The sequence below is a fragment of the uncultured Aquimarina sp. genome (assembly GCF_947500065.1).
Lineage (GTDB): Bacteria > Bacteroidota > Bacteroidia > Flavobacteriales > Flavobacteriaceae > Aquimarina.
Window position 1 is genome coordinate 336777 of sequence record NZ_CANMQT010000005.1, and the last position, 19127, is coordinate 355903.

Genomic DNA, 19127 nt, shown 5'->3' on the forward strand with positions numbered 1-19127 from the left:
AGAAGAATAGTTTCTAAAAATAGAAAAATGATCCAATCACCCTTACATACTATACGGTTAAGGTTAGGCATTCTCTGCCTAACCCTAGCCCTTGGTATCTTAAGCTTTAGCTGTAATAAAAAAGAACTTGCAGAAGTTAAAACAGAGATTAAAAATCAAAAACCTATACTTTCATTATCAACTTCAGAAGCTAATGAAATAAAAGAGTTATTAAGTACAAACGAAGTTATACAAATCTCATTTGAACAGCATAAAAACAAAGCAGACAATGCTATTAAAAATAGTATCAAAGTACCAGTACCTAAAGATCCTGGTGGTGGGTATACACATGAAAAGCATAAGCGTAATTATAGCGATATGTATTCAGCTGGAATTTCATATATAATTACAAAGGATACTAAATATTCCAAATTTGTAACGGATATGTTATTGGCATATGCAAAAATGTATCCTAATTTACCTTTACATCCTAAAAGCAAAGAAAATCATCCGGCAGGAAAGCTTTTTTGGCAAGGACTAAATGAAAGTGTTTGGTTAGTAAATTCCATACAGGCGTATAATCTGGTAAGTGATGCTATTTCAGAAGAAAACAAAACAATAATTGAAGATAATGTTTTTAAGAAAGTAGCTGAATTTATTAGTGTCGATTCTAAAAAAACTTTCAATAAAATACATAATCATGGAACCTGGGCAGTAGCGGGCGTTGGTATGACGGGATATGTTCTCAAAGATCAGGATATGGTAGACCGTGCCCTGTACGGAAGTAATAAGGATAAAGAAACTGGTTTTCTTAAACAGATAGATATGCTTTTTTCACCTGAAGGATACTACTCTGAAGGTCCTTATTATCAGCGATATGCAATGATGCCATTTATGCTTTTTGCACAAGCTATTCAGAACAATCAACCTGATCTAAAAATCTTTGAATACCGAGATCAATTATTAGGTAAAGCGGTAACCACAGTATTGCAACTAACTGATGAAAATGGAGCATTCTTTCCTTTTAATGATGCATTAAAAGAAAAGAACTATTTAACCAGTGAATTGATATTTGCCAGCAATATTGCATACACCTATTATAAAGATAGCTCGCTACTACCCATTATTCTAGAACACAATAAGGTAAGTATATCGGGAGCAGGACTAGAAGTAGCCAAAGCTCTAAAAGATTCTGAACCTAAAGCCTATAAAAAAGTACCATTACTAATTACAGATGGTAATAATGGTACTGATGGAGGATTAGCATTATTAAGAATGTCTAATGGAAAAAAAAATGAAAAAATTACTTCAGTTTTTAAATTTGCTTCCCAAGGAATGGGGCATGGACATTTTGATAGACTCTCTTTATTCTTATATGATGGTAAACAAGAAATTCTTCAGGATTATGGTGCTGCCAGGTTTCTGAATGTAGAATCTAAAAAAGGAGGAAGATATTTACCCGAGAATAAAACATGGGCAAAGCAAACGATAGCTCACAATACTGTAATTGTTGACCAAACATCTCAATTTAATGCTAATGTAAAAGCATCCAGTAAGGTGAGTCCTGAATTACTTTTTTCTAATCTAAAAGATTCAAATCTTCAAATTGTTAGTGCCAAAGAAGAGAATGCATATGAAGGAGTCAAAATGCAAAGAACATTAACCTTAGTTAAAAGTCAAACTACAGAAAGACCTCCTTTTATAATTGATGTATATGCCATTAAGTCTAAAGAAACACATCAATATGATCTTAATTTCATGTACCAAGGACATGTAATGGAAGCTAATTTTGAGTATGCAAAAGAAAATACATTATCCGCTCTTGGAACTAAAAATGGATACCAACATTTATGGAAATTAGCTGAAGGTAAAAGCGATAACAACTTTGCTACACTAACTTGGTTAAATAAAAACAGCTTCTACTCTATCTCAAGTTTGATTAGTTCAGAAAGTGAAATGATTTTTTCCAGATTGGGAGCTAATGATCCTAATTTTAATCTTAGAAATGATGCTTCTTACATGGTAAGAGAAAATGATAAAAAAGATCATGTTTTTGTAAACATTATAGAGCCTCACGGAAATTTTGACCCGAAGCTTGAATCAGTACAAAATCCTCATTCTGATGTTAAAAACATTGAATTGATCTCCTCAGATAATAATTATACAATTGTAAAAGTGACATTCAAAAATGACGACCATTATATATTAATGATTGTTAATCAAGAACACGATCCGCATAAAAAACATAAAATTACTATTGATAATCAAGTATATCAATGGACAGGAAATTATAATCTAAAAACTAACTAAACACATGAGTTATTCAAAAATAAAGAGTGATGTATTCTTTGTAACCAAAGACAAACCTTGGGAACAGGCTGCAGAAGGAATCAAACGCCAGATGATTGGCTATGATGTAAACATTATGATGGTAAAAGTCGACTTCGAAAAAGGAGCTATTGGATATATCCATGACCATTTTCATTCACAAACCACCTATGTAGAATCCGGAAGTTTTGAAGTTACTATAGGAGAAGAAAAAAAGGTACTAAATGCTGGTGATGGATTCTTTATTCCACCAAATGTTCCTCATGGAGCAGTCTGCCTGGAAGCCGGAGTTCTTATTGACGTATTCAGTCCAATCAGAGAAGATTTTTTAGAAATTTCACATCAAAAGAAATAATTAGATGACCAAATTAAAAGGATTACGTTGGTGGATCATTGTATTAATTTTCCTAGCAACGGTTATTAATTATATCGATAGAACTGCATTTGCACTTTTATGGCCTGAAATGGGTAAAGACCTAGGGATGGATAACTCCGATTACGCTCTAATGCTTAACTTCTTTCTGGGTGCCTATGCCATCGGTAAATTTGCTTCTGGAAAATTATATGATGAAATAGGCACACGCTTGGGATTTACAGTTTCTATTATCGTTTGGTCCGTAGCGTCAGTTTTTCACGCATTTGCAAGAGGGTTAGTTAGTCTTTCCATCTTTAGAGTATTACTAGGATTGGGAGAAGCAGGTAATTGGCCTGGTGCTGTAAAAAGTAATGGAGAATGGTTCCCTATAAAAGAACGTGCAATTGCTCAAGGAATTTTTAATGCCGGAGCCTCCATAGGAAATGTAATTGCTCCTTTCATTATTATATTCTTATATGCGCAATATGGCTGGAAAACTACCTATATTATTTTAGGTTTTGTTGGTATATTATGGGTAATCCCTTGGTTATTCATTAATAAAGCCAAACCAGAAAAGCATCCGTGGATTACAGATGAAGAAAGAGCACTGATCATAAAGGATCGAATAGAAAAAGTCGAAGTAGAATCTGATATAAAAGAAAAAGGACTAAGTATTGGCCAAATATTGAGTCATAAAGAATCTTGGGGTGTTCTATTCTGTAGGTTTTTTATAGAGCCAATATGGTGGTTTTTTGTAGGATGGATGCCTATTTATTTAGGAGCAAAATTCGGATCTGACATAGAAGAAACCAAAAGCATTTGGATTTCTTATTTAATGGCAGCAGCCGGAAGCATAATAGGTGGAATGTTTACCAAAGCTTTAATGAAAAAGTTTTCAGTAGACACATCAAGAAAAATTACAATTGCATTAGGAGGTATTTTAATTTTAATAGCATTTGTATCCATCATTAATTTCGTTACAGAAGAGAATTTCATGATGTTCATATATCTGGCAGGATTGGCGTTATTCGGATTTCAATTTGCAATTGGAAACATCCAAACGATTTCCAGTGATTTATTTAGAGGACCTTCTGTAGGAACACTGGCAGGATTAGCGGGAACAGTTGCTGCTGTATCACCTATGATTATGAACTGGTTTGTTGGTCAGATCACCACGAGCTCATACACACCTGCATTTGTAGCAATATGTGTTTCTGTAATACTTGGAGTCTTGTCTATTTTCTTGTTTATCAAAAAAATTGGACCTGTAAGAAAATAACAAACTATAGCAGATTGACATAAAATAAAATTAATCAACTATCAATAATTTATAATAAATAAAAGAAAAAAAATGAGTTTAAAAGGAAAAGTTGCCATTGTAACCGGTGCTACCGGCGGAATAGGCTTCGCAGTTGCAAAAAGATTAGGCAACGATGGATATACGGTAATCTTAAACGGTATAGAGGATGATAAAGGAGCTGAAAGAGTAAAAGAGCTTACAGCAGAAGGAATAACTGCAGAGTACTATGGATTCGACGTTACAAACGAAGAGGCAGTTACCTCAAACATAGAAAAAATTGGAGAAAAATATGGTAAAATTGACCTACTGGTAAATAATGCTGGTGGATTAGGTGGAAGATCCAGATTTGAAGGAATGACAACAGAATTTTACAGATCTGTAATGGCATTAAACCTTGACTCAACATTTTTTGCTTCTAGAGCTGCTATTCCTTATCTTAAAAAAGGAGGAAATGCTTCTATCATTAACTATACATCCAATGCAGGATGGACTGCAGGAGGTCCTGGAGCAGGAATTTACGGAACATCTAAAGCTGCAGTTAATGCTATAACCAGAGCATTAGCAAAAGACCTTGCAGAATATAGCATCAGAGTGAATGCAGTATCTCCTGGTACTATTGATACTCCGTTTCACGCGCAAATTAAATCCACAAAACCTGAAGTTTTTGCATCGTGGAAAAACAACATTATGTTAGGAAGATTAGGGCAACCAGAAGATGTAGCTTCTGTTGTTTCTTTCTTAGCAAGTGATGACGCTGCTTTTATAACTGCCGAAACTATTCAGATTGGTGGTGGACAAGCCTTAGGTATTTAAATATAAAGAAAAACACAAAATGAAAAAAGTAGTAACCTTTGGAGAAGTTTTAATGCGTATAGCTCCTTTAGGGAACAAAAAATTAAAACAATCTAACCAATTAGAATACTACTTTGGTGGAACCGAAGCGAATGTAGCAATATCGCTCGCTCAATTCGGAAACAATACACAACATATTACAGCAGTATCCAACAATTTTGTTGGTGATGCAGCAAAGAGCTACTTGCAGAAACTGGGAGTAGATACTGGTTTGATTATTGACTCGCGTCATCCTCTGGGATTATATTTCCTGGAGGTTGGTGCAGTCATGCGATCAAGCACTATAGCTTATAACAGAGCTAACTCAGCTTTTTGTAATATAAATCCTAATGAAATTAATTGGGAAAAAGCCTTAGAAAATTGTGATTGGTTCCACTGGACAGGTATTACCCCTGCTCTATCTCTCAATGCATATCAAGCATTAAAAGAGGGGATAGAAATTGCTCATAAAAAAGGAATCACGATATCAGCAGACCCAGCATATAGAAGTGGGTTGTGGAATTACGGTCACAAAGCGAAAGATATTCTCAATGAATTAGTAGGATTATCTAATGTATTTATTGGAGGTCCAAATGAAATCAATGAGTTACTAAAAACTAGTTTCTCTTATGATAATGACGATTTTATAAAAGCAAGTAAGCTTTTAATGGAGAAATACACTAATATAAAAGGGGTTTTTGACAAAACAAGAGTTTCTCTTAATGCAAGTTGGCATAAGATCAGAGCCAGAATGTGGAATGGAAAAGAATTTTCTGAAACCACTGAATTAGAAATCACACACGTAATTGATAGAATTGGTACAGGAGATGCATATGCAGCTGGATTAATCCATGGACTTTTACATTATGATGATACTAAGGCAATGGAATTTGCTAATGCCTCATGTGCTCTAAAACATACCATAGAAGGAGATGCAAACCTGGTAACAGAAGCAGAAGTATTAAGTATTATTGAAGGTAATCTATCAGGACGAATAAAAAGATAACATGGCACAGTATACAAGAATTGAAGTCGCACAAATAATGCAAAAAACTGGGATTGTACCCCTATTCTATCATAAGGATATTGATATTGCAAAAAAAGTAGTTAAAGCCTGCTACGATGGCGGTGCCCGAGTATTTGAATTTACCAATAGAGGTGATCACGCCCATGATATTTTTACAGAATTATCCAAGTGGATTAACAAAGAACTTCCGGGTATGATTTTAGGAATCGGATCCATTGTTGATGCTGGAACTGCTTCTTTATATATTCAGAAAGGAGCGAATTTTATAGTCTCCCCTATTCTAAATCCTGAAATAGCAAAAGTTTGTAATCGAAGAAAAATAGCGTGGCTACCTGGTTGCGCCACATTAACCGAAATAAATTACGCTGAAGAACTAGGTGCAGAAATTGTAAAGATATTTCCGGCTGCTCAAGTGGGTGGTCCTGATTTTATTAAAGGAATTAAGGCACCTTGTCCTTGGAGCAGTATCATGCCCAGCGGTGGAGTAACTCCCGAAAAAAAGAATCTTATCGATTGGTTTAATGCAGGTGTTCACTGTGTAGGTATGGGATCAAAGTTAATCGTGAAAGATAAAGATGGAAACTTTGATTACCATAAGATAACAGAACTAACAAAAAGCTCACTTCAGATTGTTGAATATCTAAGAAAAGATAATCTCTAAAACTTCAGTAAAAACAATCAAGCAAACTCACCTCCCACTGAAATAATGTTAAAAAATTAAGGTTAACACAACATTTTCAACAAAAGTTGTGTTAATAAAAATAATTTTATATATTTGGTTGACCAAATTGGTTAACCAAATATATAATAAACAAGATCACTCTATCATTAAATAAGCTAATTATGAAAAAAATAGTACTTCTAATAACTTGTGTTGTTGCATCTCAAGTTATCAACGCTCAATTTTATATCAATGAGATTATGGTTGATCCTCCAGGAACTGATAATCCAAATGAATATATTGAAATTCGTGGCGCAGCGAATGCTGCATTAACCAATACATACCTTTTAACGATTGAAGGTGATGGAAATGATCCGGGAGATGTAAATGAAGTTATTGATTTAACCGGTCAAACCACTGGATCAAATGGATATTTAGTATTACTTACTACTGGTCATCCATATTCGGTTGATGCTTCTGCTAATATAGCTTTGGATTTAACAGATGGAGAACTAGAAGGTCAATCTCATACGTTACTTTTAGTACAAGCTACTACAGCTCCTACTACCGGCGACGATATAGATAGTGACGATGATGGTACTCCTGATGGAACGCCTTACACGGACTGGACAATTTTAGACAGCTTTGCGCTCTTAAAAGACAATGATGCCTCAGCACAAGCCTATGCATATGCTCCAATCGGGTTTCTTGAAGATGATGCAGCTCAAGCCGATCCTACTTTATTTGCTCCAAGTGGCGCTAATATAGTTGTTACCACTGGATCACAATTTGATTATGCTGCAAGAATTGGGAACTCAACAGGTTCTGCTTTAACAAATGACGCAACAACCTCTGACTGGTATGGAGGAGATTTACCTTCAGGAAATTTACCTAATTGGGTAATTAGTACATCCAGTACAGGTATCAAGGCGTATCCTAGTACTTTTGCAGGTGTTGCATTGAATCATATTGGTGCAGATAATCCAACTGCCGCACTCTTATCCATTACAGAGCAAGAATTAACCGCTAATATTTCTTTTTACCCAAATCCAACTACTAACGTAATTAATATAAATTCTAAAAATGACATAATTTCATCTATCGAAATTGTGGATGTAACTGGTAAAATATTAGTTCAGAAAAAAAATAATTTAGATGTTGTTGATTTAACAGCTTTCTCTACTGGTTTATACTATATGAATGTATATGCTGATGGGGCTATGCTTACCAAAGCTGTCGTAAAAAACTAAAATACTTTTATAAATAGTTTGATTTTAATTTGAGTTAGTAATACCCTTGTAAAATATACAAGGGTATTGTTCTTAAAAAATATCCCAAAAACATTGTTATGAAATCATTCATTCTTTTTGTATCACTACTTTTTATTAGCCTTGGAGCGAAAGCTCAAGTGACACTTGATGCCAATGGTCCTGGCAACACGTATGAACTCATTAACAGCGTTTTTGCGCCTACCAGTGGCGATGTAGTAGAAGCACCAGGAATTACCGGAAGTACTTGTGACAATCATTCTACATACTCTGGTTCTGATGGGAATCGCCATATCGATGAAGTATTTGATACAGACTTAGGTATTAATGTATTTAAATTTATACTCCATGTAAATGAGGATATTGATCGAGATAAATGTGCTACTACAGATCGACAACGTAACGAAATAAAAACCTATGCTCCCTCTCCTGATAATCTTAAAGGAGTAATTGGAGAGACCGTACAATACAAATGGAAATTTAAACTGGATGCCGGTTTTCAGCCTTCTGGTAGTTTTACACATTTACATCAATTAAAATCGGTAGGTGCTGATTCTGCAGAAGAAAGTCAACCTCTAATTACCTTAACGGCCAGAAAGGGCTCCGAGGATCAATTAGAATTAAGATATGCACCAACTACCTCTCAATCCACCATCACTTCAGTAAATCTTTCATTGCTTAAAGGCAATTGGGTAGAAGTTGTCGAAACAGTTACTTATGGAGAAACTAATAATGCAATCTATAACATTATTATTACCAATGTGAATACGGGAACAGAAATTCTAAATTATTCATCTTCAGAATTAAGAATGTGGAAAACTAATGCAGATTTCATAAGACCAAAATGGGGAATATATAGAAGCTTAAATTCCCCATCTGATTTAAGAGACGAAGAAGTACTTTTTGCAAACTTTTCCGTCGAAGAGAGTGCAACATTATCAATTCCTGAAGTATCTGATATAGATTTGTTTAATGTGTTTCCTAATCCAACTACTGGTGTCGTCAATTTTCAATTTCTTGAAAACACAAATAATTATAATATATCGGTTATCAATGGATCAGGAAAGATTGTTAAAGATATAAATGAAATTGGTGTAGAAAAGAGAATTGACCTTGCAAATCTGTCGAATGGGCTTTATTTTATTAAATTCATCAATAGACAAACCAATACTTTTTCTGTAAAGCAAATTGTAAAAGTTAATTAAAAATATATGATAAAAGTAATAAAACTACTCTTTGGATTTTTAATATGCTCTCAGCTTTCAGCACAGGTCGTATTAAAAGCTAATGGTTCCGATAACACCTATGAACTTATCACTTCTGTACTTGCTCCAGGATACAAACCTATTGAGGCACCAGGCTCAACAAAAAAAAATTGTGACAATCACTCTTCTTTCAAAGGAACACATATTACAGAAATATTTGATACTGAATTGAATACACATGCTTTTAAGTTTTTAATCCATGTAAACGAAGATAATGACCGATGCAAAAAATTTGACAGACAGCGTAATGAAATTAAATCATATGATAAATCTCCTGAAAACTTAAAAGGAACCAAAGGAGAAACGGTCGTATATCAATGGAAATTTAAATTAGACAAAGGTTTTCAAGTATCAAAAAAGTTTACTCATATACATCAATTAAAAGCTGTGGGTGGTTCTGAAAAAAACATGCCTCTTATTACATTAACTGCCAGAAAAGGAAATCCCGATAAACTAGAATTACGATATTCTTCTGCTTTAGATCAAAATACCTTAAACTCTGTGCCATTAGATGTTTTTAGAGGAAACTGGGTAGAAGTAACTGAAACTGTTACGTATGAAGAAAAGGGAAATGCAAAATTTTCTATGCTTATAATAGATCGTAAAACAGGAATAGAAATCCTAAATTATTCATCTTCTCAATTAAGAATGTGGAAAACCAATGCCAATTTTGTTAGGCCAAAATGGGGAATATACAGAAGCCTCAAACACGCATCTGATCTAAGAGATGAAGAAGTACTGTTCGCTGATTTTTCGATTAAAGAAATTAAATAATTACGTATCTAATCAACAATTTGCCTTACTATTTTAAAGGTCAAAAACTCTGCTTAGATTAAATCCGAAGAAAAAATCACCATCTTCCCAAAGGCCACTTGTCTGACCTAAGAATCCATTCTCAAACATAGGCTGTGCATTTGTAAAATGTATCTGAAACACATGTCCTCCTGTTTCTATATCAAAACCAATAGATAAGGGATGATTAAATGTAGAACTATCACTCTTGTTTAGATGAACACCATAATCCAAATTAAGACTAAATCGTTTGGTTAACTTATAACGTCCTCCCATCCCCAAAATGAACTGTGAATTATCCTGATCATCAAACCTTACATAGTTTTCATGAAGAAAAGATGGAGCCAATTCCAGCGATAATTTTTTACCAAATTTTCTCGCAATCAATACTTGAGAAACGTATGATAATCTATTACTAAACTCCAATTTCGGTAATTGATCTTTTTCTAAACCAGTATTAATCGTTAACAAATTATAGCCTACAATGGTTAAAGGAAAACCGCCTCTCTTTTGCCTAGCTACTCTATATTTAACATGAGCTCCATATGTTTTCTGAAAAGAACTCCGAGCAATACCTACATTTAGTCCATCAGTTATACCATAAATAAACTTAAGCTGAGTAACCGCCTGATCCAAACCAAAGAGGTCATCAATACCGTTTTTTACGGTACCAAAACGGTGAGCAACAACAAAGAATAAATTTCTTTTGTTAACAAGTTTTGTAGATTCAAAATTCACAATCTTTAACCCTTTAAAAGTTGCTGTTACATAGTTGTCTTCTTGGACTTCGGATTCTAATTCACCAAGTAGGTCATCTTGGGCTAATATTATGTAGGGAAAAAGAAATAAAATTAATAGGAGTTTTTTCATGAATATGGTTTTATACAAAAAATGATAATTATTTAACTATTGATACTTGATCTAACTTTACTACTTCCAGAAGTTCATCGTAGCCGATACATCTCCCTTTAATCGTAAAACTTGAATTCATACTAGATTCCGAAATATTGTGATTAACATCAAAAGTACAGTATGCAGCGTCATTAAGCATCATAGAATTATCCTCTATTTCGGTCACCTCGCCTTTCACTATAATAGTTTTGTTGAGATATTTTTTCGTAGAACTATCCTGGTTTTCAGAAAACTCTCTTGCCAAATCAGTTGCATCAACCGTAAATTCTGCTTTTTCTTCTTGTATATCTCGATGCGATTGGTATACATATTTATATCCTATAAATCCTCCTATTAGTAGGACCAAAATTACTATCAACAGTTTTTTCATTATACTTTATTCAAGTTAAACTTGTTTTAAAAGTATGAAAATTATCTACCTAATGAAATTTATTTTTGCATATCTATGAAAATTGACATAATTTCTACCTCTCTAATAATACTCTAAAAGCAATTTATGAGAAGATATCTTTTAAAATTTTTAATTCTTTGCATAGTTTTAATCAACATAAGTTGTGAAAATGATAGTGAAAATGATCTAATAGATGTAACACCAGTACAATCATTAATTACCTATGACAATACTATAAAATCCATTATTGACACGAATTGTATTTTTTGTCATAATGATCCTCCTACTAATTTTGCTCCTATGCCATTATTAACTTATGATCAGGTAAAAGAAGCAGTCGATAATAGAAGCTTATTAGATAGAGTTTCTTCTGAGGATATTAGTTTTTTAATGCCTGCTGGAGGGCCTAGATTACCGCAAGCAACTATAGATCTCATTTTACAATGGAATACTGATGGATTGTTAGAACAATAAAACTCCTTAATATATGAAAAAGTTTACGTTTTTTTTATTTTTACTCGTTGCAGGATCTATCCTTGCCCAAGGAAAATACATTACCAAAAAAGGAACAATTAATTTTGAAGCCTCAGTCCCTTCTTTTGAGGAAGTAAAAGCTAAAAACACTACTGTAACTGCCATTTTAAATACAGACAATGGTGAATTTGCAGCCTTAGCTTTAATTAAGGGTTTTCGTTTTAAAAATGCCTTAATGGAAGAGCATTTTAATGAGAATTATATAGAATCAGATGATTATCCGAAAGCAACTTTTAAAGGTAAACTTGTAGGTTTTGATATCAATGATATTAAGGGTGAATATATGATTAAAGGAACACTGACATTACACGGGAAATCAAAAGAAATAGAGACAAAAGGTTCGCTGAGTAAAGATGATGAAGTAACTATTTCTATTTCTTCTTCTTTTATTGCTAAACCTGAAGAGTTTGATATTAAGATTCCGAGTATTGTAAGTAAAAAGATAGCAGATGATATTTCGGTAAATTTTAATTTTAAACTAGTTAAAAAATAATCTTAAATCATTCAATCCAAAATATTCCTTTTTTAAACTCAATTTTTCCTCTTTAATACATTTTATAGAATATATATTAAAACAATCTTGTTTCTTAGTTCTAACAAACCTTCAATGTTAATTCATTCAAAATTCAGAACAGAATTAACTATATGTTTAATTATTACACTGAGATTGTCTGTAAAATCAATATATTTAGATGCTAGCACAATAATTACTCGTTAAAAAATTTGTACTTATTTTTAATATGATGTTCTAATTAAAACTCAACTCTCTGTGAACTCCCTTAAACCATTATTGTATTTTTCTATTTTCAAATATCCTCTCTCAGCAGAAGAAATATATATGTTTTCTCCAGCGGCAAATAAAAGCGAAATCAATGACGAATTAGAATATCTTAAAAAAAAAGGAGTTGTTTCTATAGATAATAGCTATTACTTTCTCGATGGAGACATTCAATCTGTTACTAGACGTATTGAGGGAAACAAAATGGCAAAGGCTGTTATGGACAAAGCAATAAAAAAGGGAGTATTTATCTCAAAATTCCCGTACATCAAGGGCGTTGGAATTTCAGGAGCTTTATCAAAAAATTACCATGATAAAGATGGTGACGTTGATTTTTTTGTAATCACAAAACCTGGACGCTTATGGATTGCCAGAACGCTGTTAATGTTATACAAAAAAATATTTCTTTTCAATTCCAGGAAATTCTTTTGCATCAATTATTTCATCTCTGAAAGTTCTTTAGAAATATCCGAAAAAAACATATTCACAGCGACCGAGTTATTGACATTAATCCCTGTTTCAGGAAATTTCGCAGAGTTTTATAATAAAAATCAATGGGTTTCTGAATTTTTACCAAATTTAGAAATAGGTAAACCTTCAATTATATCAAAAAATAAAAAGTCGTTTCTATCTAGGTTCATAGAATTTATATTAAATTCAAAAATCGGAAACCTATTAGAGCTTCTATTTTTAAGGCTAACTGTAAAAAAATGGACTACTAAATTTAATACTTTAAGTAAGGAAGACTTTAAAATAGCCATGAAGTCAACCAATGGCGTATCTAAACATCATCCACAAAATTTTCAGAAAAAAGTAATAGCTAAGCTTAATAAAAAATATAATGAATTTCAATCAAAATATAATATAGAACTAGAAAAAGAGCATGCTTGATATTTTGTTTTCACACTCATATTACTATCCTTTAGATGCTAAACAATGGAAGAATCAAACACCTTTTCCTCCATTAGGAACTATTTATGCTGCCTCTTTAATGAGGGAAAAGGGATTTAGTGTCGATCTTTTTGACACGAATCTAAGAGATAATCCCTACGATATTGAAAAAGAAATTGTCGAAAGGAAACCAAAATTTCTAGTATTATATGATGATGGTTTTAATTACTTGACAAAAATGTGTCTTACCACCATGCGCGAAGCTGCCTTTGAAATGATGCGAATTGGTAAAAGTCATGATTGCACTATTATAGTAAATAGTTCTGATGCTACAGATCATTACCCTAAATATCTATTTAATGGTGCTGATTACATCATTCAAGGAGAAGGAGAAATTACGCTATTAGAACTTATAAATACACTGAATAATAATCAATCTGCGGAAAAAATTAAAGGAGTTGTATATACAAAAGAAGAAGAAACTATTACAAACCCTAAAAGAGAGGTATTAAAGAATTTAGATGAGTTACCAATGCCTGCGTGGGATCTTGTTGATATTAGTGCGTATAAGAATGTCTGGAATAGCAGTGGTAAAGATTTTACATTAAACCTTGCGACCACGAGAGGTTGTCCATTTAAATGTAACTGGTGTGCCAAACCAATTTATGGTAATCGTTACAACACCCATTCTCCGGAATACATTGTAAAACATATACAATTCTTACAAAAACAGTTTAAGGTAGAACGATTCTGGATGTGTGATGATATATTCGGGCTTACTCCAGGATGGGTACAGAATTTTAATCTGGAGCTAAAAAAAACAAAAACTAGCCTAAAATATTATATTCAAAGTCGAGTAGATTTATTATTAAAAGAAGATACTATTGAAGCTTTATCAGAATCTGGATTACAAGAAGTCTGGGTTGGAGCTGAAAGCGGATCTCAATCCATTCTAGATGCAATGGATAAAGGAACCAAAGTTGAAGAAATATATAATGCAACCACCTTATTAAAAGATAAAAATATTCGTGTAGCATTCTTTATTCAATTTGGATATCTTGGTGAGACTAAAAACGATATCGCCAAAACCATAAAAATGATTAAAGAATTAGTCCCAGATGATCTTGGTGTATCGGTATCCTATCCGCTTCCTGGAACTAAATTCTATGATAAAGTAAAAGATGATCTTAGGTTTAAAGCAAACTGGACAGATTCTGATGATTTAGCCATGATGTTTAAGGGTACTTATAATTCTAAATATTATAAAAAATTACATCGTTATGTCCATAAAGAATATAGAAAAAGTCAAGGATTACAATTCTTAAAGAGAGTTTTTAAAAGCCCTTCTAAATTATCTACAGTCGCCATTAAAAGAATTGCCTATTTATTATACTATTTTCCAAGTGCTTTTATGGATGCACAAATTTTAAAAAGAATGGAACATTTAAATGACTGAAAGTTTTGACATATCAGCTGCTTTGTATGATGACGTTTTCACGAATAGTCATATTGGTAAACTACAAAGGAAATTGGTGTATAGTTTCCTTAAAAGAACACTTCCTAAAAATCAAAGTCTGGAGATATTAGAAATTAATTGCGGTACAGGTCATGATGCATTATGGCTTGCCGATCAAGGTCATCGAGTAATTGCAACAGATATTTCTACAGAAATGATAGCCGTTGCTAATAGAAAATTAACAGCAACTCATAATCAACCACAATTTAGTCAATTAGACATCAACAAATTGAATGACAAAAATTTTCAACATTCTTTTGATTTAATTTTTTCTGATTTTGGAGGACTAAATTGTCTTTCTCCTGCCCAACTGGAGAACTTTTTTATTGCTGCTGAAAAAAAACTAAAACCCAATGGTAAAATTATTGGAGTTATTATGCCGAAGGCCTGCTTATTAGAAAGTATTTATTTCATAATGAAAGGTAATTTAAAAAAGGCTTTTAGAAGAAATACTGATAAGGTAGTAATGGCAAATGTAGACGGAAACGATGTAAGCACATGGTATTACAATCCTAAGAATATTGAAAAAACAGCTAACAATTTATTTACGGTAGACAAAGTAAATCCTATTGGAATTTGTATTCCTCCCTCCTATTTGGAATCCTTTTTCAAGAACAAATTAGGTCTTTTAAAAGTCTTACAGAAATTAGATTATCTTTTTAATCGTTTTGCTTTTCTATCTAAATATAGTGATCATTATATAATCTCGCTATCCAAAAGATGAGTATTGTACTGACCCACGCATATTATCTTAGTACTGATCCTAAAGAACAAAGGATTATGAAACCTTACCCACCTTTGGGTCAACTTTATATTTCAGGATATTTACAAGAACGAAAAATAGAAAACCATGTGTTTGACACCACTTTTAGTTCTAAAGAAGAACAATTAGGCTTCATTGCTTCTAAAAAACCGGATATCGTAGCTATTTATGCTAATTTAATGACTAAAGTAGAAGTCATCAAACTTATCAAAATTCTTAAAACCGAAGCTTTATATGGCTTTCCTAAAATAGTTTTAGGCGGACCCGACGTTTCTTATAATACAGAAAATTATTTAAGGTCTGGTGCGCAATATATTGTTATTGGAGAAGGAGAAGAAACCTTATATGAACTACATCAGGCTATAGTAAATAAAACTGATATTAATAATGTTTCGGGTATTGCATATTTAGATAACAACAAAGTGGTGAAGACTACGGCAAGAATAAAAATGAAAGATTTATCGTTACTTCCTTTACCTAATAGAAGGGTAATCGATATGCAAAAATATCTAGATACCTGGAAAAATAATCATGGTCAGAGTTCAATGACGGTAAGTACACAACGAGGTTGTCCATACACATGTAAATGGTGTAGTACAGCTGTATATGGACAGAGTTATCGTAGAAGACCTGCCAAACTTGTGGCAGAAGAATTAAGAATGCTTAAGCAGGAATATAATCCAGATACTATTTGGTTTGTAGATGATGTATTTACAGTGAGTCATAAATGGTTAGCAGAATTTCATAAAGAAGTAATACTACAAGATGCTATTATCCCTTTTGAATGTATTACACGTGCGGAACGATTAAACGATGAAGTTTTGCAACAGCTAAAAGAAGCTGGTTGCTATCGGATTTGGATCGGTGCAGAAAGTGGTTCTCAAAAGATCGTAGATGCCATGGATAGACGTGTGGATATTAACGTTGTAAAAAGAGCGATTCAAAAAACCAATGCTTTGGGTATGGAGACCGGTACCTTTATTATGGTTGGATATCCAGGTGAAGATGAACAAGATATAGAACAAACGATTCGTTATCTTAAAGCTGCAAACCCTACACACTTCACAATAACAGTTGCATATCCTATTAAAGGGACATCTCTATATAATGAAATCGAAGATAAAATAACAGTGCAACCTGATTGGCAAACTTCAACTGATCGTGAAATTGATTTTAAAAGGACTTATCATCGTAAATACTATGATTTTGCGGTCCGTAGAATTGTGAATGAGCTGAATTATTTTAAAAAGAAAACCTCCAAAGATCCTTATAGTTTATCCTCTTTGAAGCTTAAAACTAAATCTTTATTAGCTTTTTTCGCTATGAAGTATTATAAATTACAATAGGTTATGTTATCTAATATCAAAAAACATAATGAAGTCTATTTTATTACAGGCAAAAAAGAAACATTTTCTTCAGCATATATCCAAGTTCGCAATAAAGAAGAAAGAATATATACCGATCAGATAGTGAAATTACTTCCCGAGGTTTCCAAAGATCATCGATATTATAATGAATGGAAACTTAGACAAAAATCTACTAAGAGAATTGTAGATTATCTTACCAATAAAAACAAACCTTTAAAAATCCTAGATCTAGGATGTGGCAATGGTTGGTTTAGCAATCAACTATCTAAAATACCAAAGTCAGAAATTTATGCCGTTGATATTAATCAGATAGAATTAGAGCAAGCGGCAAGAGTTTTTCAAGTCTCAAATTTAAAATTCATCTATGCAGATATTTTTTCTTCTGAAACAGGTGTTCTACATGATTTTGATATTATCACAGTAAATAGTTGTATTCAATATTTTAAAGATTTAGATACTATTCTGGATAAATTAAAAAATAAACTAAAGTTGAATGGAGAACTTCATATAATAGATAGTCCTTTTTATAAAAAAACAGAAATTGAGTTAGCAAGAAATAGAACTAAAGTTTATTACAAAAACTTAGGGGTTCCCCAGATGATTAACCATTACTTTCATCATGAAATTGAAGCTCTTGATAATTTTGAAATCATGTATCAACCCAAAAAGGTAATAATCAATAAGTTTTTAAGAAGAAAAGACTCTCCTTTTATGTGGTGCAAGTTCATAAAAAAGCACTAAGATAGTTGTTGTTTGGTGATCATTAAATCTGCATTTTTTTTCTCCAATGGAATATTGAAAAACTTATGTTTACATCGTAACTTAGCTAATACCTGTAAAGGTTTATATAAAATACGTTGTTTAGAATATGCCAGTTTTAGATAAAATTTAAATCTCTCGAAAAAAGCATATTTCTCCTTACTCATCCAAGGTCCTGATGATCCAATGTAATCAAATTCTGCCCACTCTTCAATTGTTTTGGGTAATATATACCCTTTTTTAAGTACATCTTCAGTAATCTTAGACCCCGGATATGGTTTAAAATAAAATATCGGAGTAGAGAAATTATGATGCATACTATTTAGTTCTTTAGCTACTTGTACTGTTGCTTCTATACTTCTATCTGTTTCTTCAGGAAATCCTACAATGAAAGGGAAAATAACCGAAATACCTAAATTCCTACAGCGCTCTGCACACTCATATACCTGTTCTAATTTAATATCTTTTTTTAACCAATCCATCATTTCCTGAGAACCCGATTCTACCCCTATCAGTAATCTCCGTAATCCAGAATTAACGCAGGTTACAAAATCTTCTTCTGTCATTCTAGCTCCTTGATCAGCTCTCATCGTTGCTGCCCAGGTAAATTTCATTCCTCTTTCTACAATTCCCTCTGCTATTTCTATTACCCGATCACGGTACGTGAAATAGGTTTCATCTTGAAGGTTTAAGTCTGTGAATTTATATTTCTTATAAAGCTCTTCTAATTTATCAACCATAATTTCTGGTGATACTGCCGTCCATTTTCGATTATAGACAAATGGATCCGCACAAAAACTACATCGAAAATAACATCCTGTAGAAGATATATAGTCTAGTTGGCGTTGTCCTTTCTTTTCAAAATATTTTTCGACATCTATCAACTCATAATTAATATCCGCATAATTATCCATTGGTGAAATAACCCTAGGAGGATTTTTTATCACCTCACCAACTTCATTTCTATAACAAATTCCATTCACATTTTCCAGCGAATCTTCATTAACAATAGTTTCTACCAATTCTTTAAATGTCAATTCTCCTTGCCCTTGAACGGTTATATCAATAGTTTTTTCATCCATTAAAGTTTGCTCCGGAAATAAAGAAGTATGCCAACCGCCCCAAATTACTGGGATATCTTGTCGAACATTCTTAACCGCTCTGGTAATCTCTAATGCGTCTTTAATTGGGCTTCCGGTTAATGCTGTTACCCCAAAACAAATTGCTCCATCTAAATGTTCATTAATACGATCCATTGGATTTTTATCAATCCTGCCGTCAATGACAATTACCTTATACTTATTTTGATCTAAAGCAGAACCAATTGCCAATAATGCTAATGGCATGTCAAAGAAAACAGCTTTAGGATTGTATAATAGTATTTTTTTCAAAGGAGTATTATTAAGGTAA

19 protein-coding genes are annotated in these 19127 nt (G+C 32.7%); 16 read left to right on the forward strand and 3 right to left on the reverse strand.

Annotated features, from left to right (window positions below):
• Window positions 1-27 precede the first annotated feature (27 nt).
• From Q0975_RS16685 to Q0975_RS16725, 9 genes are all read left to right on the forward strand, one after another.
• Complete coding sequence (locus Q0975_RS16685; protein WP_299438716.1) at window positions 28-2289, forward strand: heparinase II/III family protein; 2262 nt, start codon at window positions 28-30, stop codon at window positions 2287-2289.
• 4 nt (window positions 2290-2293) lie between these two features.
• A complete protein-coding gene (locus tag Q0975_RS16690; protein WP_118457114.1) occupies window positions 2294-2662 on the forward strand; it encodes a cupin domain-containing protein in 369 nt (122 codons plus the stop codon).
• A gap of 4 nt (window positions 2663-2666) precedes the next feature.
• Complete coding sequence (locus Q0975_RS16695; protein WP_299438718.1) at window positions 2667-3941, forward strand: MFS transporter; 1275 nt, start codon at window positions 2667-2669, stop codon at window positions 3939-3941.
• 72 nt (window positions 3942-4013) lie between these two features.
• Window positions 4014-4775: an SDR family NAD(P)-dependent oxidoreductase gene (locus Q0975_RS16700; protein ID WP_299438719.1), complete on the forward strand. Its 762-nt coding sequence runs from the start codon at window positions 4014-4016 to the stop codon at window positions 4773-4775.
• 19 nt (window positions 4776-4794) lie between these two features.
• Window positions 4795-5799 carry a sugar kinase gene (locus tag Q0975_RS16705; RefSeq protein ID WP_299438721.1) on the forward strand — a complete coding sequence of 335 codons (1005 nt, stop codon included), beginning with the start codon at window positions 4795-4797 and terminating at the stop codon, window positions 5797-5799.
• 1 nt (window position 5800) lies between these two features.
• Entirely contained in the window at window positions 5801-6481 is a 681-nt protein-coding gene (locus tag Q0975_RS16710; protein ID WP_299438723.1) for a bifunctional 4-hydroxy-2-oxoglutarate aldolase/2-dehydro-3-deoxy-phosphogluconate aldolase, read from the forward strand.
• Window positions 6482-6663: 182 nt separating this feature from the next.
• Entirely contained in the window at window positions 6664-7731 is a 1068-nt protein-coding gene (locus Q0975_RS16715) for a T9SS type A sorting domain-containing protein (RefSeq protein WP_299438725.1), read from the forward strand.
• 98 nt (window positions 7732-7829) lie between these two features.
• A complete protein-coding gene (locus tag Q0975_RS16720) occupies window positions 7830-8954 on the forward strand; it encodes a T9SS type A sorting domain-containing protein (protein ID WP_299438727.1) in 1125 nt (374 codons plus the stop codon).
• A gap of 6 nt (window positions 8955-8960) precedes the next feature.
• Window positions 8961-9788: a heparin lyase I family protein gene (locus Q0975_RS16725; protein ID WP_299438729.1), complete on the forward strand. Its 828-nt coding sequence runs from the start codon at window positions 8961-8963 to the stop codon at window positions 9786-9788.
• Window positions 9789-9821: 33 nt separating this feature from the next.
• Here Q0975_RS16725 and Q0975_RS16730 read toward each other — a convergent pair whose 3' ends face one another.
• Both Q0975_RS16730 and Q0975_RS16735 read right to left on the reverse strand, forming a co-directional pair.
• Complete coding sequence (locus tag Q0975_RS16730) at window positions 9822-10676, reverse strand: DUF5777 family beta-barrel protein (RefSeq protein ID WP_299438731.1); 855 nt, start codon at window positions 10674-10676, stop codon at window positions 9822-9824.
• A gap of 28 nt (window positions 10677-10704) precedes the next feature.
• A complete protein-coding gene (locus Q0975_RS16735) occupies window positions 10705-11088 on the reverse strand; it encodes a hypothetical protein (RefSeq protein ID WP_299438733.1) in 384 nt (127 codons plus the stop codon).
• 126 nt (window positions 11089-11214) lie between these two features.
• Here Q0975_RS16735 and Q0975_RS16740 point away from each other — a divergent pair, with 126 nt between their 5' ends.
• The 7 genes from Q0975_RS16740 (at window position 11215) to Q0975_RS16770 (ending at window position 17699) form a co-directional block, all read left to right on the forward strand.
• A complete protein-coding gene (locus Q0975_RS16740) occupies window positions 11215-11583 on the forward strand; it encodes a hypothetical protein (protein WP_299438735.1) in 369 nt (122 codons plus the stop codon).
• A 13-nt stretch (window positions 11584-11596) separates the two neighbouring features.
• The gene (locus Q0975_RS16745) at window positions 11597-12136 is read left to right on the forward strand and encodes a YceI family protein (protein WP_299438737.1); all 540 of its coding nucleotides are present in this window, start codon (window positions 11597-11599) and stop codon (window positions 12134-12136) included.
• 276 nt (window positions 12137-12412) lie between these two features.
• A complete protein-coding gene (locus Q0975_RS16750) occupies window positions 12413-13312 on the forward strand; it encodes a nucleotidyltransferase domain-containing protein (protein ID WP_299438739.1) in 900 nt (299 codons plus the stop codon).
• Window positions 13305-14768, forward strand: a complete 1464-nt coding sequence (locus tag Q0975_RS16755; RefSeq protein ID WP_299438741.1) for a radical SAM protein — start codon at window positions 13305-13307, stop codon at window positions 14766-14768. Before Q0975_RS16750 ends, Q0975_RS16755 begins: the two co-directional genes overlap by 8 nt.
• A complete protein-coding gene (locus tag Q0975_RS16760; RefSeq protein WP_299438742.1) occupies window positions 14761-15552 on the forward strand; it encodes a class I SAM-dependent methyltransferase in 792 nt (263 codons plus the stop codon). Before Q0975_RS16755 ends, Q0975_RS16760 begins: the two co-directional genes overlap by 8 nt.
• Window positions 15549-16937 (forward strand): radical SAM protein, encoded by a 1389-nt coding sequence (locus Q0975_RS16765; RefSeq protein WP_299438745.1) that lies wholly within the window; start codon window positions 15549-15551, stop codon window positions 16935-16937. Before Q0975_RS16760 ends, Q0975_RS16765 begins: the two co-directional genes overlap by 4 nt.
• Before the next feature lie 3 nt (window positions 16938-16940).
• Window positions 16941-17699 (forward strand): methyltransferase domain-containing protein, encoded by a 759-nt coding sequence (locus tag Q0975_RS16770; RefSeq protein WP_299438747.1) that lies wholly within the window; start codon window positions 16941-16943, stop codon window positions 17697-17699.
• On the opposite strand, the gene Q0975_RS16775 is transcribed toward Q0975_RS16770, so the two are convergent.
• On the reverse strand, window positions 17696-19108 hold the full coding sequence (locus tag Q0975_RS16775) for a radical SAM protein (protein WP_299438749.1): 1413 nt from the start codon (window positions 19106-19108) through the stop codon (window positions 17696-17698). The genes Q0975_RS16770 and Q0975_RS16775 overlap by 4 nt on opposite strands.
• Window positions 19109-19127 lie beyond the last annotated feature (19 nt).